This window comes from Streptomyces sp. NBC_00557, assembly GCF_036345995.1.
Taxonomy (GTDB): domain Bacteria; phylum Actinomycetota; class Actinomycetes; order Streptomycetales; family Streptomycetaceae; genus Streptomyces.
On the sequence record NZ_CP107796.1, the window covers coordinates 1757037 to 1780175 of the forward strand.

General features: G+C 73.0%; 23 protein-coding genes. 11 read left to right on the forward strand and 12 right to left on the reverse strand.

Annotated elements, in window-relative coordinates; all coding sequences use genetic code 11:
- Positions 1-229: 229 nt before the first annotated feature.
- Positions 230-1024 (forward strand): IclR family transcriptional regulator, encoded by a 795-nt coding sequence (locus tag OG956_RS07050; protein ID WP_330337073.1) that lies wholly within the window; start codon positions 230-232, stop codon positions 1022-1024.
- 24 nt (positions 1025-1048) lie between these two features.
- Here the strand turns inward: OG956_RS07050 and OG956_RS07055 are convergent, their stop codons facing one another.
- Positions 1049-1366 carry a DUF5955 family protein gene (locus OG956_RS07055; RefSeq protein WP_330337074.1) on the reverse strand — a complete coding sequence of 106 codons (318 nt, stop codon included), beginning with the start codon at positions 1364-1366 and terminating at the stop codon, positions 1049-1051.
- Positions 1367-1495: 129 nt separating this feature from the next.
- Here OG956_RS07055 and OG956_RS07060 point away from each other — a divergent pair, with 129 nt between their 5' ends.
- Together OG956_RS07060 and aceB are read left to right on the forward strand one after the other, a co-directional pair.
- A complete protein-coding gene (locus OG956_RS07060) occupies positions 1496-2098 on the forward strand; it encodes a nucleotidyltransferase family protein (RefSeq protein WP_330337075.1) in 603 nt (200 codons plus the stop codon).
- Between the two features lie 219 nt (positions 2099-2317).
- Positions 2318-3943 (forward strand): malate synthase A, encoded by a 1626-nt coding sequence (gene aceB, locus OG956_RS07065; protein ID WP_330337076.1) that lies wholly within the window; start codon positions 2318-2320, stop codon positions 3941-3943.
- 3 nt (positions 3944-3946) lie between these two features.
- On the opposite strand, the gene OG956_RS07070 is transcribed toward aceB, so the two are convergent.
- From OG956_RS07070 to OG956_RS07090, 5 genes are all read right to left on the reverse strand, one after another.
- Complete coding sequence (locus tag OG956_RS07070; protein WP_330337077.1) at positions 3947-4222, reverse strand: SelT/SelW/SelH family protein; 276 nt, start codon at positions 4220-4222, stop codon at positions 3947-3949.
- Positions 4223-4232: 10 nt separating this feature from the next.
- Complete coding sequence (locus OG956_RS07075) at positions 4233-5147, reverse strand: HipA family kinase (RefSeq protein ID WP_330337078.1); 915 nt, start codon at positions 5145-5147, stop codon at positions 4233-4235.
- A gap of 255 nt (positions 5148-5402) precedes the next feature.
- Positions 5403-7562, reverse strand: a complete 2160-nt coding sequence (locus OG956_RS07080; protein ID WP_330337079.1) for a SpoIIE family protein phosphatase — start codon at positions 7560-7562, stop codon at positions 5403-5405.
- A gap of 337 nt (positions 7563-7899) precedes the next feature.
- Positions 7900-8088, reverse strand: a complete 189-nt coding sequence (locus OG956_RS07085) for a hypothetical protein (RefSeq protein ID WP_330337080.1) — start codon at positions 8086-8088, stop codon at positions 7900-7902.
- Between the two features lie 226 nt (positions 8089-8314).
- Positions 8315-8599: a hypothetical protein gene (locus OG956_RS07090; protein ID WP_330337081.1), complete on the reverse strand. Its 285-nt coding sequence runs from the start codon at positions 8597-8599 to the stop codon at positions 8315-8317.
- Positions 8600-8846: 247 nt separating this feature from the next.
- Between OG956_RS07090 and OG956_RS07095 the strand changes: the two genes are divergently transcribed.
- Positions 8847-9314, forward strand: a complete 468-nt coding sequence (locus OG956_RS07095; RefSeq protein ID WP_330337082.1) for a hypothetical protein — start codon at positions 8847-8849, stop codon at positions 9312-9314.
- Between the two features lie 44 nt (positions 9315-9358).
- Here the strand turns inward: OG956_RS07095 and OG956_RS07100 are convergent, their stop codons facing one another.
- The 3 genes from OG956_RS07100 to OG956_RS07110 form a co-directional block, all read right to left on the reverse strand.
- A complete protein-coding gene (locus OG956_RS07100) occupies positions 9359-10258 on the reverse strand; it encodes a hypothetical protein (protein ID WP_330337083.1) in 900 nt (299 codons plus the stop codon).
- A gap of 240 nt (positions 10259-10498) precedes the next feature.
- The gene (locus tag OG956_RS07105; RefSeq protein WP_330337084.1) at positions 10499-10651 is read right to left on the reverse strand and encodes a hypothetical protein; all 153 of its coding nucleotides are present in this window, start codon (positions 10649-10651) and stop codon (positions 10499-10501) included.
- Positions 10652-10908: 257 nt separating this feature from the next.
- Positions 10909-11289, reverse strand: coding sequence for a hypothetical protein (locus OG956_RS07110; protein WP_330337085.1), 381 nt, complete (start codon positions 11287-11289; stop codon positions 10909-10911).
- A 145-nt stretch (positions 11290-11434) separates the two neighbouring features.
- Here OG956_RS07110 and OG956_RS07115 point away from each other — a divergent pair, with 145 nt between their 5' ends.
- The 3 genes from OG956_RS07115 (at position 11435) to groL (ending at position 15663) form a co-directional block, all read left to right on the forward strand.
- Entirely contained in the window at positions 11435-11851 is a 417-nt protein-coding gene (locus OG956_RS07115) for a J domain-containing protein (protein ID WP_330337086.1), read from the forward strand.
- 66 nt (positions 11852-11917) lie between these two features.
- Positions 11918-13792: a molecular chaperone DnaK gene (gene dnaK, locus OG956_RS07120; protein ID WP_330337087.1), complete on the forward strand. Its 1875-nt coding sequence runs from the start codon at positions 11918-11920 to the stop codon at positions 13790-13792.
- Positions 13793-14043: 251 nt separating this feature from the next.
- Positions 14044-15663: a chaperonin GroEL gene (gene groL / locus OG956_RS07125; protein ID WP_330337088.1), complete on the forward strand. Its 1620-nt coding sequence runs from the start codon at positions 14044-14046 to the stop codon at positions 15661-15663.
- Between the two features lie 215 nt (positions 15664-15878).
- Here groL and OG956_RS07130 read toward each other — a convergent pair whose 3' ends face one another.
- Positions 15879-16079 (reverse strand): cold-shock protein, encoded by a 201-nt coding sequence (locus tag OG956_RS07130; protein ID WP_330337089.1) that lies wholly within the window; start codon positions 16077-16079, stop codon positions 15879-15881.
- 143 nt (positions 16080-16222) lie between these two features.
- Positions 16223-16675 (reverse strand): Hsp20/alpha crystallin family protein, encoded by a 453-nt coding sequence (locus OG956_RS07135; protein WP_330337090.1) that lies wholly within the window; start codon positions 16673-16675, stop codon positions 16223-16225.
- A 508-nt stretch (positions 16676-17183) separates the two neighbouring features.
- On the opposite strand from OG956_RS07135, the gene OG956_RS07140 reads away from it, so the two are divergent.
- Positions 17184-17915 carry a CAP domain-containing protein gene (locus OG956_RS07140; RefSeq protein WP_330337091.1) on the forward strand — a complete coding sequence of 244 codons (732 nt, stop codon included), beginning with the start codon at positions 17184-17186 and terminating at the stop codon, positions 17913-17915.
- A gap of 6 nt (positions 17916-17921) precedes the next feature.
- Here the strand turns inward: OG956_RS07140 and OG956_RS07145 are convergent, their stop codons facing one another.
- Complete coding sequence (locus OG956_RS07145) at positions 17922-19436, reverse strand: IucA/IucC family protein (RefSeq protein ID WP_330337092.1); 1515 nt, start codon at positions 19434-19436, stop codon at positions 17922-17924.
- Between the two features lie 84 nt (positions 19437-19520).
- On the opposite strand from OG956_RS07145, the gene OG956_RS07150 reads away from it, so the two are divergent.
- From OG956_RS07150 to OG956_RS07160, 3 genes are read left to right on the forward strand one after another with little or no spacing between them, the layout of a single operon-like run.
- Positions 19521-21035, forward strand: coding sequence for an IucA/IucC family protein (locus tag OG956_RS07150; protein ID WP_330337093.1), 1515 nt, complete (start codon positions 19521-19523; stop codon positions 21033-21035).
- A gap of 9 nt (positions 21036-21044) precedes the next feature.
- Positions 21045-22307, forward strand: a complete 1263-nt coding sequence (locus OG956_RS07155) for a VWA domain-containing protein (RefSeq protein ID WP_330337094.1) — start codon at positions 21045-21047, stop codon at positions 22305-22307.
- A complete protein-coding gene (locus tag OG956_RS07160; protein WP_330337095.1) occupies positions 22307-23110 on the forward strand; it encodes a hypothetical protein in 804 nt (267 codons plus the stop codon). Before OG956_RS07155 ends, OG956_RS07160 begins: the two co-directional genes overlap by 1 nt.
- The last annotated feature ends 29 nt before the right edge of the window (positions 23111-23139 follow it).

Here is a 23139-nt window from a genome sequence, read left to right on the forward strand (position 1 = left end):
TTTACACCCACGTAACGGATTTCAACGTTCTGTTGAAGGAGTCTTCACTCCCGCCTGTCCGCCGTCAAGGGGCACACTGCTGGACAGGGCGCCGGCCGTCTCCGCTCTGGACGTTTCCACAAAGCGGAATTACCATTCCAGCAAGCAGAACGTAGCTACGTACAAGCAGGGAGTCAACCGGCCGCCGGGTAGGCTTCTCACCTCCTGCCAGTCCCGAAAGGAACGCGCCGTGCCGACGTCCAGCGCCAGCACCACCGACTCCGCCAAGCCCTCCGCCGCGGGCGGGGTCCAGTCCCTCGAGCGCGCCTTCGACCTGCTCGAGCGGATGGCGGACGCGGGCGGCGAGGTCGGCCTGAGCGAGTTGTCCGCGACCAGCGGGCTGCCGCTGCCGACCATTCACCGGCTGATGCGCACCCTGGTCGCCTGCGGGTACGTCCGCCAGCAGCCGAACCGGCGGTACGCGCTCGGACCGCGGCTGATCCGGCTCGGCGAGTCGGCGTCCCGGCTGCTGGGCACCTGGGCGCGGCCCTATCTCGCCCGGCTGGTCGAGGAGACCGGCGAGACCGCGAACATGGCGCTGCTGGACGGCGACGAGATCGTGTACGTCGCCCAGGTGCCGTCGAAGCACTCGATGCGCATGTTCACCGAGGTCGGGCGCCGGGTGCTGCCGCACTCGACCGGTGTGGGCAAGGCGCTGCTGGCCGGGGTGCCGGACGACGAGGTGCGGGCGCTGCTGGCCCGTACCGGGATGCCGGCCGCGACGGAGAAGACCATCACCACGCCGGAGGGCTTCCTGGCGGCGCTCCAGGACGTACGGCGGCTGGGGTACGCCGTCGACGACAACGAGCAGGAGATAGGGGTCCGCTGCCTGGCGGTGTCCGTACCGGACTCCCCGACGGCCGCGGCGATCTCCATCTCCGGGCCGGCCGGGCGGGTCACCGAGGAGGCGACCGGGAAGATCGTGCCGGTGCTGCAGCAGATCGCCCTGGAGCTGTCCCAGGCGCTGGCCAGTTCGGGCGCCTGACCGTCCGCCTCCGGGGGACCGCGGTCAGCCCCGCTGCGTCGGTCCCCCGAACAGGTCCACCGCCTGCCGGACCTCCCTCAACCCCCTGGACAGGGCGCTGACCGAGCCGATGGCGCCCGCTATCAGTAAAAGGGAGCTGCGCAGGCGGGGAATCTCCGGCGAGCCGCCGGTGGCCATGGCGGCGAGGGCCGCGAGTTCGTCCTCGGCGATGGCGCGGTCGGGGAAGTCGGCCGGCAGCGCGGCGAGTTCACGGCGCAGGCGGGCCACCGCGGTCCGCAATTCCGCCACCCTCGGGTCCTCGCCGCTGCCGGTCACTGGCTTCTGCCCCAAGCTCCGCAACACAGCCCTCCCCCTCACACTCCGTCGTGCGCGGGCCAGTAAACGCCACCGCGTCCGGGAGCGCCACAGCGCGGACCGAAATTCAGCCCAAGGAAAGCGGCCCTCCCCCGCCGCGTCAGGTATGCAGGAACCATGACGCGCGATCCACACGGGGAGGTCGCCGGGCTGCTGCTCGCCGCCGGCGGGGGCCGGCGGCTCGGCGGACGGCCCAAGGCGCTGCTGGAGCACCGGGGAAGGCCGCTGGTGGAGCACGCGGCCGGGGTGCTGCGCGCCGCCGGGTGCGCACGGGTGCACGTCGTGCTCGGCGCCCGCGCCGGGGAGGTGCGGGAGCGGGCCGACCTCACCGGCTGCGCGCTCGTGGACAACCCCGGCTGGACCGAGGGCATGGGCTCCTCCCTGCGCGCCGGACTGGCCTCGCTCGCCGGGACGGGGGCGCGCGCCGCCCTGGTGAGTCTCGTCGACCAGCCGGGCATCGGGGCGGCGGCCGTGGCCCGTGTCCTGGACGCCTACGAGGACGAGACGTCGTTGGTCTCGGCCGCCTACGACGGCGTGCGCGGGCATCCCGTGCTGTTCGGCTCGGCCCACTGGCCGGGCATCGCGGCGGCCGCCGCGGGCGACCAGGGAGCGCGCGCCTATCTGCGGGACCACGCGGCGCGGCTCCGGCTCGTGGAGTGCGCCGACGTGGCCGAGCCGTACGACATCGACACCGAGGCCGACCTGCGCCACCTTGAGTGAACGGGGTGGCACTGCGCGCCACCTTGCCTCGACCCAGAGAATCTCGACATCAACAAACCATTGAAGTTCCACGATGAGGAAACTAGTATCCACTTTTCTGAAGCGCCTGCCCTCCCCCACTCTCGGCTTCGCTCGGGCGGGGGGACCCCATCGTTGGCGCTGTCCGCCCTGTACGTGCCGCCAGGCACCCGGTGCCACCGCTGAAGGAAGTGACAGCTCATGTCCGCACCAGCGCCGTCCCCGCTGGCCATCGTCGACGCCGAGCCCCTGCCCCGGCAGGAAGAGGTCCTCACGGACGCGGCGCTCGCCTTCGTGGCGGAGCTGCACCGGCGGTTCACCCCGCGCCGTGACGAACTCCTCGCCCGCCGGTCCGAGCGCCGCGCCGAGATCGCCCGCACCTCCACGCTCGACTTCCTGCCCGAGACGGCCGCGATCCGCGCGGACGACTCCTGGAAGGTCGCCCCGGCCCCGGCCGCGCTGAACGACCGGCGCGTCGAGATCACCGGCCCCACCGACCGGAAGATGACCGTCAACGCCCTCAACTCGGGCGCGAAGGTCTGGCTCGCCGACTTCGAGGACGCCTCCGCGCCCACCTGGGAGAACGTGGTCCTGGGCCAGCTCAACCTGATCGACGCCTACACCCGGAACATCGACTTCACGGACGAGCGCACCGGCAAGTCGTACGCCCTGCGCCCGGACGAGGAGCTGGCGACCGTCGTCATGCGCCCGCGCGGCTGGCACCTGAACGAGCGGCACCTCGTCGACGCCGACGGCCGCCAGGTCCCCGGCGCCTTCGTCGACTTCGGCCTGTACTTCTTCCACAACGCCCAGCGGCTGCTGGACCTCGGCAAGGGCCCGTACTTCTACCTGCCGAAGACCGAGTCGCACCTCGAGGCCCGCCTGTGGAACGACGTGTTCGTCTTCGCGCAGGACTACGTCGGCATCCCGCAGGGCACCATCCGCGCCACCGTCCTGATCGAGACCATCACGGCCGCCTACGAGATGGAGGAGATCCTCTGGGAACTGCGCGACCACGCCTCGGGGCTGAACGCCGGCCGCTGGGACTACCTGTTCTCCATCGTCAAGAACTTCCGTGACGGGGGCCCGAAGTTCGTGCTGCCGGACCGCAACGCGGTGACGATGACGGCCCCGTTCATGCGGGCGTACACCGAACTCCTGGTCCGCACCTGCCACAAGCGCGGCGCGCACGCGATCGGCGGCATGGCGGCGTTCATCCCGTCCCGCAAGGACCCCGAGGTCAACAAGGTGGCCTTCGAGAAGGTGCGCGCCGACAAGGACCGCGAGGCGAACGACGGTTTCGACGGCTCCTGGGTCGCCCACCCCGACCTGGTCCCGATCGCCATGGAGGCCTTCGACACGGTCCTCGGCGACAAGCCGAACCAGAAGGACCGGCTGCGCGAGGACGTGCACGTGACGGCGGCCGACCTGATCGCCGTCGACTCGCTGGACGCGAAGCCGACGTACGCGGGTCTCGTCAACGCCGTGCAGGTGGGCATCCGTTACATCGAGGCCTGGCTGCGCGGGCTCGGCGCGGTCGCCATCTTCAACCTGATGGAGGACGCTGCCACCGCCGAGATCTCCCGCTCCCAGATCTGGCAGTGGATCAACGCGGGCGTCGAGTTCGAGAACGGCGAGAAGGCCACGCCCGAACTCGCCCGCAAGGTCGCCGCCGAGGAACTGTCCGCCATCCGCCAGGAGATCGGCGAGGAGGCCTTCGCCGCCGGCCGCTGGCAGGAGGCCCACGACCTGCTGCTGCGGGTCTCCCTGGACGAGGACTACGCCGACTTCCTCACCCTGCCGGCGTACGAGCAGCTGGGAAGCTGAGCCTCACGACGAGCGCTCCGAGTGGCCCAGGGCCCTGCCCGGGGCCACTCGGTCGCGTACGAGGCGCTTGACCGCGGTGGGCTCCGGGAAGCCCTGCTCCCTGCGGTCCCACACCACCTCGCCGTCGACGCGGACCACGAAGACGCCTCCGGTGCCCGGCTTGAGCGCCAGCTCGGTCAGCTCGGCCTCGAAGGTGGTGAGCAGTTCCTGTGCCAGCCAGGCGGCGCGGGGCAGCCAGCGGCACTGTGTGCAGTACTCGATCTGTACGCGATGGCTCATCCGATGTGCCTCATCCCAGGTGCACCGTCCAGTCCTGTTCCGCCGCCGGCTTGCCGTGCAGGTCGGGGACGCGCTTCAGCCAGTCCGGGCGGCCCGCCTGAGTCCTCGCCGCGCGGGCGGCCTCCTCGGCCGCGAGCTGCTCGCGGCTCGGGAAGTCGGTGGGCAGCCACTCGTGCGACAGGCGCACACGGGCCAGGAGGTAGTCGGCGTAGGCGGCGCGGACGTCGTCCGGGGCGGCGAAACCGGCGTCCTCGGCGAGCCAGGCGTCCGGGACCTCGGCGAGGATCCCGCGCAGCAGTTCCTGCGTCAGCTTCGGGGCGAGTTCGGCGTCGGCGGCACGGACGTCGGGGCCGTAGTGGCCGAGGGCGTGGTGCCGGAAGTCGTACCTCTTGCCCGGGTCCGTGGTGTCCCAGCGGTGGTGGAAGACGAGGGCGGCGCCGTGGTCGATGAGCCACAGGCGCGGCGGTGCGGTGCCGAGGGTGGGCCAGACCATGAGGTTGGAGCTGTGCACCGTGCGGTCCACGTTCACGGTCAGCGCGTCCAGCCAGACGATCCGTCCTGCCTCCAGCGGGTCGACAGGGAACACCGCGGCGATCTCGGGAGTGAAGTCCCGGGCGCCCGGGAGAAAGTCCATGCCGAGGTTCACGCCGGCGCTCGCGCCGTGCAGCTCGCGCACCTCCTGGTGCGGCTCGCCCGCGGCGATGGCGGGGTCGAAGTGGACGAGGACCAGCTCGGGGAAGCGCAGGCCGAGCGCGCGGGCCAGCTCACCGACGATCACCTCCGCGACCAGCGCCTTGTGGCCCTGCGCCGAGCCGGTGAACTTCACGACATACGTGCCCAGGTCGTCGGCCTCGACGACACCGGGCACGGAGCCGCCGGAGCGCAGGGGCGCGACATAGCGGGTCGCGGTGACCTCCCTCAGCATTTTCGAAGGCTCCACCGCTTGTTGCCCGTGCATTCCACGGCCACCTCCCAAGGGCTGCAATCGGAGCATAGTAACCAGGCGTGACAGCCCGGGAGGGTTGGCCGAGCCGTCGCCCCCGCGTCACTGGGGAAGTCCCCCCGCCTCCGGGCTGATCGGGGGGCGGACGTGCCGGAGCCCCCTGCCCCGCGGGCGGCGGAGCGCCTCGGCAGCGGTGGCAAGAGCTTAGACGAGCAAACGGGCCGTCCCGCTTCCCCTCTACTCCGGCCGCCTCGCGGCGTTCACGGCGTCGCAGGCGGGCGTGTCGACGGTGTGGAGCAGGAGGACGGCGATGTCGTCGGTGTGGCGGCCCTGGGGCCAGGTCTGGTGTACCAGGTCGTCGATCAGCTGATCGAGATCGGCTGCGCCGGTGCGGGAGAGGTGGCCGGCGAGAGCGGCGGTGGTGTCGTCGGTTTCCTGTCCGGGGACTTCCACCAGCCCGTCGGTGTAGAGGGCGAGGAGGGTGTTCAGGGGCAGCGGCACGGTGGTGAGGGGGTACTGGGCGCCGGCGTGGATGCCGAGCAGGGGGCCGGGTTCGATGGTGAGAGGGGCGGTGTGGCCGTCGGGGCGGCGCATGAGCGGGGGCAGGTGGCCCGCGCTGGCGAGGGTGACGCGCCGGCCGGTGAGGTCGAGGTGGGCGGAGAGGCAGGAGACGAGGAGGTCGGGTCCCAGATCGGTCAGGACCCGGTTGGTGCGGGCAAGGACCTGGTCGGGGCCGGCGCCCGCGGTGGCATGGGCGTGGACGGCGGTGCGGACCTGCCCCATGAGGGCCGCTGCGGCGGTGCTGTGGCCCTGTACGTCGCCGATGACGGCCGCGACGGTGTGGCGGTCCAGCCGGATGACGTCGTAGAAGTCGCCCCCGATGTCCATGCCCTGGCTTGCGGGAAGGTAGCAGGCGGCCACGTCCAGGCCGGCGATGCGGGGCAGGCTGCGGGGCAGCAGAGCCTGCTGCAGGCTGTGGGCGAGCTGGTGCTTGGCGTCGTACAGGCAGGCGCGGTCCATGGCCTGGGCGATCAGCCCGGCCAGGGAGGTCAGGACGGCGCGCTCGTCGGCGGTGAAGGCGTGGGGCCGGTCGTAGGAGAGGACGCAGCAGCCGACGGGCCGCCCCGAGACGATCAGGGGGAGGAACGCCCAGGCCTGTTTGCCGCTGATCCTCGGTGCCTGCGGATAGCTGCGCGCCATGTCGTCCGGGTCGGTGATGAAGGAGGGCACGCCACGGGCGATGACCTGCCCGGCGGGCGTGAGGGCGGTGTCCAGCGGCAGGCCGTCGAGCCGTTCGACGGCCTCGGGCCGGTAGCCCCGGTGGCCGGTGATCCTCAGGCGCCCGGCGTCGGCGACGGACAGGACCAGGCCCTGGGCGCCGAAGACGGGCAGGACCTCGGCGGCGACCAGGTCGACGACATCGCGTACGCCCACGGCCTCGGTCAGGGCCGCGGACAGGTGCATCAGCTGGTACATGCGGCTCACGCCGACATGCCCGCCGACGGTGGGCGGCCTGATCGGCACCGGGACCACGGGCGGCCGGTCGGCGAGCGCGGTCTCGACGATGCGGACGCTGGTTCCGTCGGGGCCGGGGAAGAAGTAGAAGTCCAGCCAGGTGGCGGGCGGGCGCAACGCGTGGAAGAACGTGGGCTCCTGGCTGAGCAGTGCGGTGCGGTACTTGTCCGCGTAGGACGGCTCGTCGAGCCAGGGCAGAGCCCGCCAGGGCGGCCGGCCCAGCAACTGAGCGGCGTCACCGCCCAGCAGGCGGGCGGCGCCGGAGGTCACCAGTGTGATCCGGCCCTCCGTGTCCAGGGCGAGGCTGCCCCCGGGCAGGCGTTCGGCGAAGCCGGCCACGGCCTGCGAGCCCTGCTCGCCCTGGCCGTGGACGTCCACGAGCCGTGGCCGGTCGGGGATGACGGGCGGCCCGTCGGCAGCCTGGAGCAGGCCGCCCATGCGGTGGGCGGCATGTGTCATACGTGCGCGCTCGCAGGCGTCCATGTACGGCGCGTGCGCGGCGGGCCACAACAGCAGCAGGGCGCCCCGGCGGGCGCCCCGGCCCGGAAGGGGCGCGGCGGCCATGCAGAAGCGATAGGGAAGCGCGGCGGCGGCGCGCGGGTAGCAGCGCGCCAGATCCTCCAGGCCGCCGATCCACACCAGGCGGTTCTCGCGTACGGCGTCGGCCACCGGGTCCGGGGCGGCGAGCGCGATGCGGGTCCAGGGCTCGGCATACTCGGCCGGCAGGCCGCCGGTCACCACCAGGCACAGCGCCCGCTCGTGCTCGTCGAGCACATAGACGCCACCGCCCGAGGCCCCGGTGCGGCGCACGGCCGTGGCCAGCGCCTCGTCCAGAGCCCGCTCCGGCGTCCGTGCGGCGGACCGCTCACCGTGTCGGGACATCGCCCGGTCCCGGTCGGTCCCTGCCGGCGCACCGGCGGATGAAGCGGAAGCGGGCTCCGCCGCTGACGCCCGGCGCACCGGCGGCCGGCGCCAGCGGGCGCCGGGCTGCCTCGGACCGGATACGGCGCCACCGGGTCGGGCAGTCCGCCCGCGGGGGCCCGGCATGGCGGTACCGGCGGCCGGCACCGGCGGGCTCCGGCGGGGACGGCCGGCACCGGGCACGGCGTCCGTCGCACATACCAGGACAGTACGCCCGCGCAGCGACGACGGCGCCCCATCAGTCCGGGAGGTACGTCCGTGACGGGGTGCGACGGCCGGGGAACAGTGCCCGGGGCCGTCACGGCGAGGCGGCCACCGAGGGCGCCGCGGTCTGCTCGGCTGGGACCGGATCCGGTGCGGGCGTGCCCGGGGCGGCGTCCGGCTCCTCCGTCTCGGCAGCGCCGCAGGAGGCCAGAACCGAGGCGGTCAGCGCCGCGGCGAAGCTGCGTCCGCTGCTCTTGAGGGTGCGGATCTGCTGGATGTCCATAGCTGATGCCTTCTGCAGTGGCCCGGCGACATCGCAACCGGCGCCCGGGCGCCGAGTCGAGGGCGGCTCTACCGCGACAACCCGCCAACGATCCGCCCGCGCGCACGATGCGCAACACCACCCGAACAGGCCAACGTCTGCAGGAAGAGGCCGGCGCCTGCCCCGAGAGGCCGGCCCCTGCGCGAAGAGGTGACGCCCGCGCGCCGCCCCCTCACGGCACCGCCCCTTATTCGCCGCGGGAGTTGAGCACCGGAGTCCGCGCGGCGGGCCTGTCCACGCCGCGCCCGGCATGCGGAAGCCGGGTGCCCGGTGCTCCGCCGGAGGGGGCGTGGCGCGTCATGCGGCGCCGCAGCAGTGCGATCTCGGCGCTCAGCCGGCCGGTGACCAGCCTGCTTCGGGACGGCGGCAGCGGCAGACGGTTCTGCCGGACGTACGCCCTCCACTCGCGGTACACGCCGGGCGCGAGGACGGCGAGGAGCAGGATCAGGGGGACCACGACAGCGGATATCACGACAGGTTGCCCTTCCGGGATCAGGGTGTCGGACGGTTCGGCTGGAGTGGGTCTGCGCCGGTGGACGCTCTTTTCTCATATACGACGCGGCAAGGAATATGACAACTTGACGAGTACTTTCTTGACAGTAGAAGACTCAACAAGGAGGTGGTGGGCCGTGCGGATACGGGCGCGGGCAGCCGGTGATCAGCTCCTCGTCCGTCTGCCGTGGCGCTTGGCCGTGGCCGCGCGGTGCCGGACTGTGCACATGCCGCTGGAACCCGTGTCGGAGGTCCGGGTGGAGCCGTCGTGGTGGCGGGCGCTGCGGATCGGCACGCCGGGCCGGCACTTCCGTTTCCGGCCGGGGCGGTGGTGCGCCGGAGAGCTGGTGCACGCCAGGGGCCGCGACTTCGTCGCGCTGACGGAGGGCGAGCCCGTCCTGGTCGTCGACTTCCGCCCCGGGCAGAGCCCGTACGCCCGCGTCGCCCTGTCCGTCGACGACCCGCACGGGCTGGCGGCGGCCCTGCGGCGGCTCAGCACGGAGTGGCGAGACAGCACGGAGAAGCGGCGCGGTGCGCAGAAGCTGCGCAGCCCGGGGAAGCCGACGGGCACCGGGCCGAGCCGTGGCCCCGCTCCGGGCGGCCCGGCTGCCGGCGACGCACGGGCGCCCGGCGAGGAGCCGGTCACGGCGGCGCCGGAGCGCGCCGGCGCCGACGGGCTCGTCACGGTCGGGTAGCGCGGGGTCCCTCCGGCCGCCGCAGCCGGAGGGAGCGGCCCCGGTCAGCGCGGGCTGGAGCCGAGCCGTTCGATGGCCTCCAGGACGCCCTTGCGGTGGGCGTGGGCGCGCTCGTAGCCCTCGAGGACGTGCAGGTCGGACTCGGACAGCCCGGGGAGGCGCCGTTCGATCTCCTCGACGCTGAGCTGGCTGAAGCCGATGATGGGCAGGCTGTCCTCGGTGCTGACCGCTCCCTGGATCTGCTCGGCCGCGGCGCCCACCTCGGCGGTCTCCGTCACCCGCTCCTCGTCGGCGCCGGGATGCTGCCCGGGGTGGGTCATCCGGCGCAGCCGCTCGGCGACGGCCCGCAGCGGGCGGGTGGCCGTGTGGGCGAGGCCGCCGTCCGCCGGCTGTTCCACGCGGAAGCCGTCGCCCGCGGCGGCCACGGTGCGGGCCTGCCGGTCGAGGCTGTCCTCGAGCGCGGCCAGCAGTTCCTCGTCCTGGTGGCTTATCTCCCGCAGCAGGTCGACGGCGGCGCGGTCCTGGGCCTGACCGGCGAGGACCTCCCCGACCCGGGCCGCGGCCAGGGCCCGCGCCGCGGCGGCGTACTCGTCCTCGGTGTTCTTCAGCACCTGGCGCTCGTCGGCCGGCCCGCGCCCGCGCATCACCCCGGTCACCGTCTTCTGCCCGAGGGTCAGCGGCAGCGTGGCCGTTCTCCAGGTGAGGCGGGCGGCGAACCGCGTCACGTCGGTCGCGCCGCCGAGCAGTCCGCGCGGCCGCAGTCCGCGGACGTGGCGGTCGATGCGGTGCACATGCTCCTGCATGTCGTCGGCGCGGCGTTCGAGCAGCTGCCGGTGCGGTCCGGGCGGCGCGAGGGCCGCGTCGGCCCGCAGCCGGTCGCGCGCTGCGGCATGGGCATGGTGGGCATCCTCGAGCGCCGGTATCAAGGTCTGCGTCATCGCCATGGAGGGCTGCTCCCTGCGTGCGGGGATCGGGCGGCGTTCAGCGGCCGCCCGGCCGGCCGTACCCCTGCGGCTGGGCAGCCGGCATCATCCTGCGCGTCCCGCGCCAAGATCACCCGTCGGGAGCACCCCCGGCCAGGGACGGTGACATGCGGAAGCCCGGCCCGCGCCGCGTCCTCCCGGCCCCCGGAAACGGGCTGCCGGCATTCGGCCATCCGGGTGAGGGCGGCTGCCCGGAGAGCTTCAGGACCGGCCCGGGCGCTCCGGCTCCCCGCCGTCGGCGTCGAACACCCTGGTGAAGGTCGCGCCGCAGCGGCAGCGCGAGTGCTCGACCAGTTCGCCGTCCTCCGACACGCTCAGCCCCTGGCTGAGTCGCACATGCACATGATCACCCATGATGAGCTGCTTTCCTCGAGGCTCGTGGTCCGCCTCATCGTGCGGGCTCGCTTCTGCCCCCGGCAATGCCGCAGCTCACATACTTCGCGCATGCGACCATGACGCCTCGCCGACGCCTCGACGGACGACGCCTGGACGGCGCCTCGGCGGAGACCGATCCGGAGCGCGCCGGGCCGTACCGGGCCCGGGTCCGGTAGGGCCCCGCGCAACCCGCCCCCGGGCGGTGCGCGCCGCGCGGGGGCGGAAGGGCAGGTCGCTCAGGACCGGTGCGTGGACGGCTGTTCGGCTCCTGCCTGCGGCTGGGGATGGCCGGCGGCGTGGAGCATCGGTGCGGCGTGCCGCTCCGGGCGGTCTGCGCCCTCGGCCGGGACGCGGCTGCGGGGCGCGGCGGCGTCGCCGGGCAGGGGCACGGGGCGGCGGGCCACGAGGCGCCCGACCCAGCGCCGGCCGCAGTGTGCGCACGGCGGCGCGCCCTGCGGGGTGTACGGGGAGGGAACCGCCGCGTTGTCGCGGTAGAAGACCTCCCACTCGGCGTCGAGGGCGTCCCGGTAGCGCTGCACGTCGTAGTCGACGCTCCAGCGGTGCCAGCACGAGCCACAGGTGAACTCGACACGTTCGACGGCAAGTTCGGTGATCACGGCACGGCACCTCCTGTCGGGTCGGCGAGTGTGGTCTCCAAGGCGTACGAACAGCCCCTCGGACCCTCTGGCAATCCCTATACCTCCCCGCCCCGGATCTTGACAAGAATCGGCTCAAGTTTTATTTCATGGCTGTAGGCAACCAATGGCGAAACCGCAGCTCGCGGCGGGCGAGGAGGTGGCCGGGATGCAAGCGCGGGATCAGGGAGCGGACCTGTACGCCGTGCTGGGGGTGGAGCCCTCGGCACCGTCCGAGGTGATCACCTCCGCCTTCCGCGCCAGGGTGCGGGAGCTGCGCCCGGACACCCGCGTCGACGCGGTCACCGCCGAACGGTTCGGTGAGGTGCGGGCGGCGTACGAGACGCTCCGCGATCCGGTCCTGCGCGCGGCCTACGACCAGACGCACGAGCACACGGGCGGGCGGGCCGGGCCGGCGCCCGGACGCGGTCCCCGCTCCGCGCGGCCGCCCCGGGCCGCGCGGCGTTACCTCGTGGTGCTCGGGGCCGCTCCCCCCGAGCCGCCCCTGCGCGCCGGTCCCGTCCGGTGGGAACCGCCGCGATGACCCCGTGCGGCACGCAGGGCACACGGACAAGGCGCGCACAGCACCAGGACAAGGAGGGAGAACCAGATGGCGCGCTCGGTCGGTATCGACCTCGGTACGACGAACTCGGTGGTCTCGGTCCTGGAGGGCGGCGAGCCCACCGTGGTCACCAACGCGGAAGGCGCCCGGACGACGCCTTCGGTGGTGGCGTTCGCCAAGAACGGCGAGGTGCTGGTCGGCGAGGTCGCCAAGCGGCAGGCCGTGACGAACGTGGAGCGCACCGCGCGCTCGGTCAAGCGGCACATGGGCGACCACAACTGGCGGTTCCCGGAGCACGGCGACGTCGACGGCAAGCGGTACACCGCGCAGGAGATCTCCGCGCGCGTGCTGCAGAAGCTCAAGCGGGACGCGGAGTCCTACCTGGGCGAGGACGTCACGGACGCGGTGATCACGGTGCCCGCCTACTTCGACGACGCCCAGCGGCAGGCGACCAAGGAGGCCGGTGAGATCGCCGGTCTGAACGTGCTGCGGATCATCAACGAGCCGACCGCGGCGGCGCTGGCGTACGGCCTCGACAAGGAGAACGACCAGACCGTCCTCGTCTTCGACCTGGGCGGCGGCACCTTCGACGTGTCGCTGCTGGAGATGGGCGAGGGCGTCATCGAGGTCAAGGCGACCAACGGCGACACCCACCTCGGCGGCGACGACTGGGACCAGCGGATCGTCGACCACCTGGTGAAGCAGTTCAAGAACCACTACGGCGTGGACCTGTCCCAGGACAAGATGGCCGTGCAGCGGCTGCGCGAGGCCGCCGAGAAGGCGAAGATCGAGCTGTCCAGCTCGTCGGAGACGACGATCAACCTGCCGTACATCACGGCGTCCGCCGAGGGCCCGCTGCACCTGGACGAAAAGCTGACGCGCGCCCAGTTCCAGCAGCTCACGGCGGATCTGCTGGACCGCTGCAAGGCGCCGTTCCACAACGCGATCAAGGACGCCGGGATCAAGGTCTCCGACATCAACCACGTCATCCTGGTGGGCGGCTCGACCCGTATGCCCGCCGTCACCGAGCTGGTGCGGGAACTGACCGGCAAGGACCCGCACAAGGGCGTCAACCCCGACGAGGTCGTGGCCATGGGCGCCAGCCTGCAGGCCGGTGTCCTCAAGGGCGAGGTCAAGGACGTCCTGCTGCTCGACGTCACCCCGCTGTCCCTCGGCATCGAGACCAAGGGCGGCATCATGACCAAGCTGATCGAGCGCAACACCACGATCCCGACCCGCCGTTCGGAGATCTTCACCACCGCCGAGGACAACCAGCCCTCGGTGACCATCCAGGTCTACCAGGGCGAACGGGAGATCGCCGCGTACAACAAGAAGCTCGGCATGTTCGAGCTGACCGGCATCGCGCCCGCCCCGCGCGGAGTGCCGCAGATCGAGGTCGCCTTCGACATCGACGCCAACGGCATCATGCACGTCTCCGCCAAGGACCTGGGCACCGGCAAGGAGCAGAAGATGACCGTCACCGGCGGCTCCGCGCTGCCCCGGGACGACATCGACCGCATGGTCCGCGAGGCCGAGCAGCACGCCGAGGAGGACCGCCGGCGCCGGGAGGCCGCCGAGACCCGCAACCAGGCCGAACAGCTCGTCTACTCCACCGAGAAGCTCATCAGGGACAACCCCGACAAGATCCCGGCGGACGCGAAGAACGAGACCGAGACCGCGCTGGCCGATCTGAAGGAGAAGCTGAAGGACGACAGCGCGGAGACGGCGGCGATCCGGCAGGCGATCGACCGTACGGCGCAGGCCGCGCAGAAGCTCGGTGCGGCCCTGTACGACAGGACGCGGGCCGAGCAGCCGGCGGGTGCGTCCGGGGCGTCGGCCACCGGCGGTACGGCCGGCGACGCGTCCGAGGACGAGGTCGTGGACGCCGAGATCGTCGACGACGACAAGTCCGCGGTCGGCTGAGAACAGGGACGTGGCCGGCCCGCCCGGCCGCCGTACCGTGCGGCGTGGCGCGGGCCGGGTTCCCTTGCCGTCGGGCATCCCGAAGTGCTAAACGAACACTTGGCACTCTCCCCTCGAGAGTGCCAACGGCTGGGTCGGGTGACGTGCTCGTGCGGCCGTGAGCGAGCCTCCGGTCGCGTGGGCGATCGTCGCGGGCGTCACCCCGGTCCGCCGCCGTCGACTCAGGATCATGCGGAGGAGACTCGCACCCGATGAGTGCCAAGATCATCGCTTACGAGGAGGAGGCGCGCCGCGCCCTGGAGCGCGGCATGAACCAGCTCGCGGACGCCGTGAAGGTGACGCTCGGCCCCAAGGGCCGCAACGTGGTCCTGGACAAGAAGTGGGGCGCGCCCACGATCACCAACGACGGTGTCTCCATCGCCAAGGAGATCGAGCTTCAGGACCCGTACGAGAAGATCGGCGCCGAGCTGGTCAAGGAAGTCGCCAAGAAGACGGACGACGTCGCCGGTGACGGTACGACCACGGCGACCGTTCTCGCCCAGGCCCTGGTCAAGGAGGGCCTGCGCAACGTCGCCGCCGGCGCCAACCCGATGGCTCTGAAGCGCGGTATCGAGAAGGCCGTGGAGGCCGTCTGCACGGCCGTGCTGGAGCAGGCCAAGGAGCTGGAGACCAAGGAGGAGATCGCCAGCACCGCCGCGGTGTCCGCGGGCGGCGACCGGCTGATCGGCGAGCTGATCGCCGAGGCCATGGACAAGGTCGGCAAGGAAGGCGTCATCACCGTCGAGGAGTCCAACACCTTCGGTCTGGAGCTGGAGCTCACCGAGGGCATGCGCTTCGACAAGGGCTACATCTCCCCCTACTTCGTCACCGACCCCGAACGCATGGAAGCGGTCCTGGAGGACCCGTACATCCTGCTGGTCGGCTCCAAGATCAGCGCGGTGAAGGACCTGCTGCCGCTGCTGGAGCAGGTGATGAAGGAGAGCAGGCCGCTGCTGATCGTCGCCGAGGACGTGGAGGGCGAGGCGCTGGCGACCCTGGTCGTCAACAAGATCCGCGGCACCTTCAAGTCCGTCGCCGTCAAGGCCCCGGGCTTCGGCGACCGCCGCAAGGCCATGCTCGGCGACATCGCCATCCTCACCGGCGCGACGGTCGTGTCCGAGGAGGTCGGCCTGAAGCTGGAGAGCGCCGACCTGGGCGTCCTGGGCCGGGCCCGCAAGGTGGTCGTCACCAAGGACGAGACCACCATCGTGGAGGGCGCCGGCGACGGCAGCGCGATCGAGGGCCGGGTCAAGCAGATCCGCGCCGAGATCGAGCGCACGGACTCCGACTACGACCGCGAGAAGCTGCAGGAGCGCCTGGCGAAGCTCGCCGGCGGTGTCGCGGTCATCAAGGCGGGCGCCGCCACCGAGGTGGAGCTCAAGGAGCGCAAGCACCGCATCGAGGACGCCGTCCGCAACGCCAAGGCCGCCGTCGAGGAGGGCATCGTCGCCGGTGGCGGCGTGGCCCTGCTCCAGGCGTCGGAGAAGGCGTTCGAGAAGCTGGAGGTGGACGACGAGGAGCGGACCGGTGTGGAGATGGTCCGCCGCGCGCTGACCGCCCCGCTGCAGCAGATCGCCCGCAACGCCGGCCTGGAGGGCGGTGTCGTGGTGGAGAAGGTCCGTACGCTGCCCGTCGGCCACGGCCTGAACGCCGCGACCGGCGAGTACGTGGACATGCTGGCCGCCGGCATCATCGACCCGGCGAAGGTGACCCGCTCCGCGCTGCAGAACGCCGCGTCCATCGCCGCGCTGTTCCTGACCACCGAGGCCGTCATCGCCGACAAGCCCGAGGAGAAGGAGAAGGCCGGCGCCGGCGCCGGCGCCGATCTGTGACCGTCGCCGTCCGGTGACGGCCCGGGGCGGGTGCCCGGCGGTCTCCGCACAGGACCGCGGACACCCGCCTCGCGGCGCGCGCCGGCGCCCGTCACGGCGCGGACGGCTCTTCAATCACGCGAACCTTCTGAACACGGACCGGGGCCTCGCATCACGCCCCCTCTCGGGTCACGAGCCGGTGCGCTGCGTCATGCGGCGAGCGGGGCGGAGCCGGATCAGAGGACGGTGACGGCACTGGCCTGGGGGCCCTTGTGGCCCTGGGTGACCTCGTACTCGACCCGCTGGCCCTCCTCCAGGCTCCGGAAGCCGGTGGCCTTGATCTCGGAGTAGTGCACGAAGAGGTCGGGACCGCTGTCCTGCTCGATGAAACCGAAGCCCTTGTCGGCGTTGAACCACTTGACGGTGCCCTGCGCCACGCTCGCTCCTGCTGTGTCGTACCGGTGTCAGCGGCGACATTCTCGCCGGGGATTCCTTCCGGACGCCGGGCGACACGCCTGGCCGGACGCACACCGAGCCCGCCGCGACGGGCGGGCTCGGTCGCCGGGTGCGGGCACGGCCGTCAGCCGGTGATCTCGATGCGCCGGGGCTTGGCCTTCTGCGCCTTGGGGACGGTGACGGTCAGCACGCCGTCGGCGAGTTCGGCGCTGATGTGCTCTTCGTCGGTGTCCTGCGGCAGCGTCACCCGGCAGTCGAACCGGCCGGTGCGCCGGGTGCGGTGGCGCAGCACGCCGGTGCGCTCCTTCTCCTCGATCTCGCCGTGCACCGACAGCTCGCCGGCGTTCAGCTCGACCCGGATGTCGTCCTTCTTCACACCGGGCAGATCGACCTCGAGGAGGTAGGCGTCGTCGGTCTCCTCCAGATCGGCCGGCGGCGCCCACGCCTGACCGGCCAGGCCACCGCCACCGGGGACGGCCGTCTGCCACAGCCGGCCCATCCGGTCGTACAGGTCCTGGAACTCCCTGAACGGGTCCCAGACCGCACTGCCCTGCTCGTGCCGCACAGGAAGCGTCATTTCCGATCATCTCCTTCCGAAAGGCTCCGGGACCGCTCGTACGACGGTCCGTCGGCGTTCCGGAAGTCCCCCTGACCGGGACCTCCATTAAGGGACAACCGACGTACAGGCGCCCATATTCCCCGTGACGGACAGAAGGGGAAAGGCGTCACCGGCACACGAGGTGGTCACGGTGACATCCCTCACAGCGCGAGCGGCACCTAGGCGCCCGGCTTAGTAGGCGCGGCTCCGCCGACATGGGGGACTTGTCCGGCTTGCCGTCGGCGCCGGCCATCCGCCGGGCCGGGAAACCGTCTCCGCCCGGCTCGGTCCCGTATCCGCCGCCGTAGGCCCTTCCTGACGGCCCGCCAGGCGAGAGCAAACATCGCGGACGCGAACCCGGCACCTCTGCGGCCGCCTGACAAGAGGCGTCCTCCCCTACTACCGCTCCTCGTAGAAACGCCCTTTGCGCTCCTTGTGAAGCCCTCCCGAAAATGAGCGCCCCGCGATCACCGAACGAGGTTGACGAATGGCCCAGCACCGCAAGACGAAGCCCTACCGGCGCATAGTCGTCGCCGCCGTCGCCATCGGAGCCGTGGGCGTGCCGTCCGTCGCCCTGGCCTGCACCGACTGGCCGCACGGCGGCACGGACCGGCCCGACGCCGCCGCGACGACCACCCACCGGCCGCACCACCACGGCCACCGGCACCATCACCACCGCAACGCCGCCCCCGCGTCCCCCGCTCAGCGGCCCACCGCGTCTCCCACCCAGCGGCCCACCGCTCACCCCAGCACCAGCACGAAGACCACGGCCCCCGCGCCGCGGACCACCACGGCCGCCCCCAGCACTCCCAAGCCCACGCCCTCGGCCACGGCCACCGCGTCCTCGGCCACCGCGCGCGTCGTCCAGCTGGTCAACGCCGAGCGCGCCAAGGTCGGCTGCCACCCGCTGACCGTGAACGCGAAGCTGACCCAGGCCGCGCAGGCGCACAGCGCGGACATGGCGGCGCACCGGAACATGTCGCACACCGGCTCCGACGGGTCCACTCCCGGCGACCGCATCACCCGGGCCGGCTACACCTGGAGCGCCTACGGCGAGAACGTCGCCTACGGCTACGCCACCCCGGAACAGGTCATGACGGGCTGGATGAACAGTCCCGGCCACCGGGCGAACATCCTCAACTGCTCGTACAAGGAGATCGGCGTCGGCCTCGCCCAGCCGGGCAGCTACTGGACGCAGGACTTCGGCACGCCCCGGTGACCTAGGTCAGCCGCCCGCCAGCGGGTTGGGCAGGGGCAGATAGCGGGCGTCCGCGCCGTCCGCTCCCGTCCAGCGCAGCAGCAGGTTGGTCTTGCCGGGCAGGGTGGGCGAGGCGAGCAGGGCGGGGATCTCGGGCAGGGCGTGCCGGGCCAGCTCCCGGCGCGCCGCGGGCCAGGGGTCGAATCCCGGATGGTGGTCGGCGAGGGCGGCGGCGATCTCGGCGAGGTGGTTGACGACCAGGCAGTACACCAGCCGTTCCCAGCCCGCCGCCCGGGTCACGTCGGGCAGCGTCTTGGCGCCCTCGGCGTCCCGGAACAGCGCCTGCACGGGCGTGCCGGAGCCGTCCACGGCGACGAGGGTGTTCTGCAGATGGGCCTCGAGGACGACCCCGTGGTCGTCGAACGCCGTCAGGGCGGGCGGCACGACCTGGCCCAGATAGGCCTCCCACCAGGCCGCCGGGTCGGCCGCGGCGGCCAGCGGGCTGCCGTCGAAGCCCTCGGCGAGGGCGGCGGCGAGCAGGGGTGTGGCGCCGGGCAGCAGATGGCCGCGCAGGCCGTCCCTGACGAGGACGGCCAGTTCCTCGAAGGCGAAGGCGGCCGTGCGGTAGCCGCGGTCGCCGAGCCAGGCCGCGGGCGGCCCCAGTGCCGCGAAGGCGTGCCGGGCCGCCGCGTCCGTGCGGCGCAGTCTGCGCAGGTCGTGGCGCCACAGGCGGCGGATGTCGTTGGTGATGCGGACGTCCAGGCTGAACTTCAGGAACAGGTCGCGCCCCGGCTCGTACACCGTGCGGACCGCCGCCGTCGGCCAGGTGTTGAAGCCGGTGGCGCCGAGGCGGAGCAGGCGGCCGTCGGCGAAGGCCGGGGCGAGGTCGCGGCCGACCAGCTCCAGCTGCCAGGGGTGGGCCGGCAGCAGCCGGTAGCCGGGCGGGGCCGTGCCGAGCGCGTCCAGGGCGCGGGTGTCGCCCTCCTCGGCCACCTGGTCCTCGCGGACGCCGAGCAGCGTGAGCGGGAAACGGGCGTGCGCCTCGGGGGCGTACGGCAGCCAGGAGGCGACCGGGCCGCCGCCGCGCGCCTTGGGCGCCGGGTGGTAGGGGTGGCCGGTGATCAGGGACTGCTCGGAGCGCAGGTAGGGGTCCGCGGGCGGGGTCGCCCGGGCCCGGGCGGCGAGCAGGGCGGCGACCGCGTCCCGGCTGTCGATCATCTCGGCGGGCAGGTCGCCGCCGGGCAGCCCGGTGTGCCGGCGCAGTTCCTCGGCGATCAGTTTGACCAGTTCGGTGTGGCCGACGCGGTGCCAGGTGCCGGCCGCGCGCACCTCGGGGTCGGCGGGGCGCCGGCCGCCGCGCACCCGCAGCAGCCGCCCGCTGGGCAGCCGGTGGACCCGGCGGTCACCGGGGCCGTCGAGCGGCACGGCCACCTCGCGCAGCAGGCAGTTGAGCAGGGGCGCGACCGCGTAGGCGTCGGCGCCGCCGCCGGCGGCTCCGGCCCGGGGTGCTCCGATGGGGGGTGAGGAGTCCACGCGATCCATTCGTTTCGTCCGGGGTGGTCACGATCAGTATGTCTGTCGTCGCCGACAATCGTCCTGCGCGCCCGCGTACCCGAGGAGCCGACCGTGCACCGTCCCCCCACCGCCGAGGCCCGGGTGGCCGAGGAACTGGCCGCCGTCCGGCCCGCGCTGCTGCCCCGGTTCACCGCGGAGCTGCCCGGCGCGCGCGCCGCGGTGCTGACCCGGCTGTGGCGAGCGCTCGCCCATGAGCCGCTGCCGTGGATCACCGGCCGGGTGAGCGGGGCGCACAGCCTGGCGCTGCGGCTCGTCGACGGCCGCACGCTGTACGGCCCGCACGCGGACCCGTACGCCACGGGCGCGTACGTCACCGAAGTCCGCCTGGACCGGGCGCGCGAGGTGGATCCGGCCGCGCTGGTGACCGCCCTCGGCGTGCCGGACGGCGCCTGCTTCGCCGCCGAACTGGCCGACAGCGTGGCCTCGTTGGCGCTGTCACGGGCCGGCGCCGGTCAGCCGGAGACGTGGCCGGAGCATGACTGGGAGTGGGAGCAGCGGGTGACCGACGGGCATCCGTACCACCCGAACTGCCGGTCCCGGCCCGGTTTCTCGGTGGCGGACCAGCTGGCGTACGGCCCCGAGCACCGGCCGGTGGTGGAGCTGGGGACGGTGCCGGTGCCGGCGGACGGGTGCCTGGTGACCGGGGACTGGCCGGCGGAGCTGCGGGACGGCCGGCGGCTGCTGCTGCCGGTGCACCCCTGGCAGGCCGAGCACGTGCTGAAGCGGTCGTACGACCCGTGGCGCCCGGCGCGTCCGCTGCTGTCCCTGCGCACCCTCGCGCTGCCCGACGGGCCGCATGTGAAGACCTCGCTGAGCGCCCGGCTGACGTCGTCCGTGCGGGACATCTCCCCGTACTCCGTCGAGGCCGCGGCCCCCCTGTCGGCGCTCGGCGAAGAGCTGGCCGCCCGCACCGGCGGCCTGCTGCACGTCACCCGCACGCTCGGCGCGGTCTCGGCCGGCTCCCCCGATCTCGCCGCGCTGCTGCGGGAGTCGCCCGAGGTGTACGCGGCGCCGGGGGAACGCGTGCTGCCGGTGGCCGCGCTGGCCACCACCGCCCTGCCCGAGTCCCCGGGCTGGTTGTCCGCGTTCGCCCGGCTGGCGCTGACGGTGGGGCTGCGCCTGCTCGACCTCGGGGTGGCCCTGGAGGCGCATGGCCAGAACCTGCTGGTGGTCCTGTCCGCCGACGGCGCCCCGCTGCGGCTGGTCTACCGCGACCTCGCCGACATCCGGATCAGTCCGGTCCGGCTGGCCCGGCACGGCATCGCGCCGCCCGCGCTCACCGGCCGCCTGGTCACCGACGACGAAACGGCCCTGCGCCGCAAGCTGTTCGGCTCCCTGGTGGCGGGCGCCCTGGCAGGTACGGCGGGTTCGGGCCCGGCGCTGGGAGCGGCGCTGGCGGCCGCCGTACCGGACCTGCCGGACACTCCGGACCTGCGCGCACTGCTTCGAGGGCCGCTGCCCGCGAAGGCGCTGACGCTGATGCGGCTGTCCCCGCGGACCCCCGGCGACCAGTGGACGTCGCTGCCGAACCCGCTCGTTTTGGAGCCATGCCGGTCCGGTCAATAAGATCCGGCGATGATCACAAGACAACGGCTGGCGGCGGGCGTCTGTGCTCTGCTCGCCGCCCTGGCGGCCGGGATCGCGTTTCCCGGCGGGGCCGTCGCCGACGAGACGCGGGCGGCCGCCCCGAAGGTCGAACTCGTGCTGGACGTCAGCGGTTCGATGAGGACGCGGGACATCGACGGCGACTCGCGGATGGCCGCCGCCAAGCAGGCGTTCGACGAGGTGCTGGACGCCACCCCGCAGGAGGTCCGGCTCGGCATCCGCACCCTGGGCGCCCAATACCGCGGCAACGACCGCAAGGAGGGCTGCAAGGACACCGCGCAGCTGTACCCGGTCGGCCCGCTCGACCGCACCGAGGCGAAGACGGCGGTGGCCACGCTGCAGCCCACCGGCTGGACGCCGATCGGGCCCGCCCTGCTGAAGGCGGCGGACGACCTCAGCGGCGGTGACGGCACCCGCCGCATCGTCCTGATCAGCGACGGCGAGGACACCTGCCAGCCGCTCGACCCGTGCGAGGTGGCCCGCGAGATAGCCGCCAAGGGCATCGGCCTGACCATCGACACCCTCGGCCTGGTGCCGGACGCCAAGACCCGCGACCAGCTCAGCTGCATCGCGGACGCGACCGGCGGCACCTACACCGACGTACGGCACAAGGAGCAACTGTCCGGCCGGGTCGGTCAGTTGGTGGACCGGGCGGCCGATCCGGTGGTGACGCCGGTGGCCACGCAGGGCGCCGCGCAGTGCGCGACGGCGCCGACGCTGAAGTCCGGGCTCTACACGGACCGCGAGGAGTTCGGGCAGCAGCGCTGGTACAAGGTCGACGTCGACCCCGGCAAGGAGCTGCGCGCCTCGGTGAGCGTGGCCGACGACCGCGCGGTGAACCCCGACTACGGGGTGCTGCTGCGGGCGGTGACCGTGCACGGCCGGGAGATCGTGCGCGGTGAGGCCGCCGGCACGGGCCGGACGGACGCCGTCTCGACGGGACTTCGCTACCCGAAGCCCGCGAGCGACGACGACACGGCGACGCCGGAGACGGTGTGCCTGGAGGTCACCCACTCCTTCTCGGCAGCACCGGGTGTGAAGAGCACGCCGGGCCTGCCGCTGGAGCTGACGGTCGACGTCGTGGACGGGCCGTCCGGCCACCACGACGTGGCCTCCTTCGGCCTCGGACGAGGCTGGTGGCTGCTGGGGGCGCTGGTGCTGGCAGGCTTCCTCGCGGGTCTGCTGTGGGGCTGGCTGTCGCGCTGGCGGGTCGCGGTCTGGAGGACGAACTGATGCGGATCACACGGCTGTTGGGTGCCGCGCTGCTGGCACTGGGGCTCGCGGCCGGACCGGCCGCGGCCGACTCCCCGAGCCCGTCGCCGAGCGCCTCCGGCGACGGCGGCGCGCCCACCCAGGCGGGCACCTCCTTCCGCACGGCGACGGAGATCCGGCAGGGGCAGCAGGCCACGGCGTCCGGGTCCACCGGCGACTACCTCTACTGGTCGTTCCCGGCGGACACCGGCCAGCGCCCCACCGTGAGGGCGACGGTGAAACTGCCCGCCGCGCACGGGGCCGAGACCTGGCAGATCGACGTGTACGACGGGCTCCGGCGCCGCCAGGCCTGCCAGTACGGGGCGGCGAGCCGGACGGCCGGGCCGGAGGCGTCCTCCGTGGACCTGGCCTGCGTGCTGCGGACCGTGCGCGGCTGGTCGGAGCCGTGGGCCAACGACCCGCTGCCGGGCACGTACTACATCCGGCTGACCGTGGTGGACCTCGGCGCCGCCGACCTCGGCAAGCCGGTGAGCGCCGACGTCCGCGCCGACTCCGAGGACATCGGGGGCGCGGCGGCGGTGGACGGCTCACTGGGCAAGCCGCTGGTCCCCGGCATCGCGGCCAAGTCCCAGGAGAGTGGGGACGGTTCCAGGACGGCCGTGCTGTCGAGCTTCGGCTCCGACGACGGCTGGTCCTCCGGCTGGTGGAGCGACCGGTGGGTGTGGACCGCGATCGGCGGCGTCCTCGCGGCTCTCGCCGGTATCGGCGGGTACGCGCTGACGCGGGGATCCGGGCGGCCGTCCCGGATACCGCCGGACGCGTGACACGCCTGAAGGCCCGCCCCCTCGGGGCG

What these genes read in the sequence shown, in the direction of transcription:
- OG956_RS07115 (WP_330337086.1), top strand. Translation starts at nt 11,435, where the DNA reads ATGGCGAAACCGCAGCTCGCGGCGGGCGAGGAGGTGGCCGGGATGCAA.
- OG956_RS07100 (WP_330337083.1), bottom strand. Translation starts at nt 10,258, where the DNA reads ATGGCGATGACGCAGACCTTGATACCGGCGCTCGAGGATGCCCACCAT.
- OG956_RS07155 (WP_330337094.1), top strand. Translation starts at nt 21,045, where the DNA reads ATGATCACAAGACAACGGCTGGCGGCGGGCGTCTGTGCTCTGCTCGCC.
- OG956_RS07145 (WP_330337092.1), bottom strand. Translation starts at nt 19,436, where the DNA reads ATGGATCGCGTGGACTCCTCACCCCCCATCGGAGCACCCCGGGCCGGA.
- OG956_RS07060 (WP_330337075.1), top strand. Translation starts at nt 1,496, where the DNA reads ATGACGCGCGATCCACACGGGGAGGTCGCCGGGCTGCTGCTCGCCGCC.
- OG956_RS07160 (WP_330337095.1), top strand. Translation starts at nt 22,307, where the DNA reads ATGCGGATCACACGGCTGTTGGGTGCCGCGCTGCTGGCACTGGGGCTC.
- OG956_RS07140 (WP_330337091.1), top strand. Translation starts at nt 17,184, where the DNA reads ATGGCCCAGCACCGCAAGACGAAGCCCTACCGGCGCATAGTCGTCGCC.
- OG956_RS07135 (WP_330337090.1), bottom strand. Translation starts at nt 16,675, where the DNA reads ATGACGCTTCCTGTGCGGCACGAGCAGGGCAGTGCGGTCTGGGACCCG.
- groL (WP_330337088.1), top strand. Translation starts at nt 14,044, where the DNA reads ATGAGTGCCAAGATCATCGCTTACGAGGAGGAGGCGCGCCGCGCCCTG.
- OG956_RS07070 (WP_330337077.1), bottom strand. Translation starts at nt 4,222, where the DNA reads ATGAGCCATCGCGTACAGATCGAGTACTGCACACAGTGCCGCTGGCTG.
- OG956_RS07085 (WP_330337080.1), bottom strand. Translation starts at nt 8,088, where the DNA reads ATGGACATCCAGCAGATCCGCACCCTCAAGAGCAGCGGACGCAGCTTC.
- OG956_RS07080 (WP_330337079.1), bottom strand. Translation starts at nt 7,562, where the DNA reads ATGTCCCGACACGGTGAGCGGTCCGCCGCACGGACGCCGGAGCGGGCT.
- OG956_RS07095 (WP_330337082.1), top strand. Translation starts at nt 8,847, where the DNA reads ATGCCGCTGGAACCCGTGTCGGAGGTCCGGGTGGAGCCGTCGTGGTGG.
- OG956_RS07075 (WP_330337078.1), bottom strand. Translation starts at nt 5,147, where the DNA reads ATGCTGAGGGAGGTCACCGCGACCCGCTATGTCGCGCCCCTGCGCTCC.
- OG956_RS07105 (WP_330337084.1), bottom strand. Translation starts at nt 10,651, where the DNA reads ATGGGTGATCATGTGCATGTGCGACTCAGCCAGGGGCTGAGCGTGTCG.
- aceB (WP_330337076.1), top strand. Translation starts at nt 2,318, where the DNA reads ATGTCCGCACCAGCGCCGTCCCCGCTGGCCATCGTCGACGCCGAGCCC.
- dnaK (WP_330337087.1), top strand. Translation starts at nt 11,918, where the DNA reads ATGGCGCGCTCGGTCGGTATCGACCTCGGTACGACGAACTCGGTGGTC.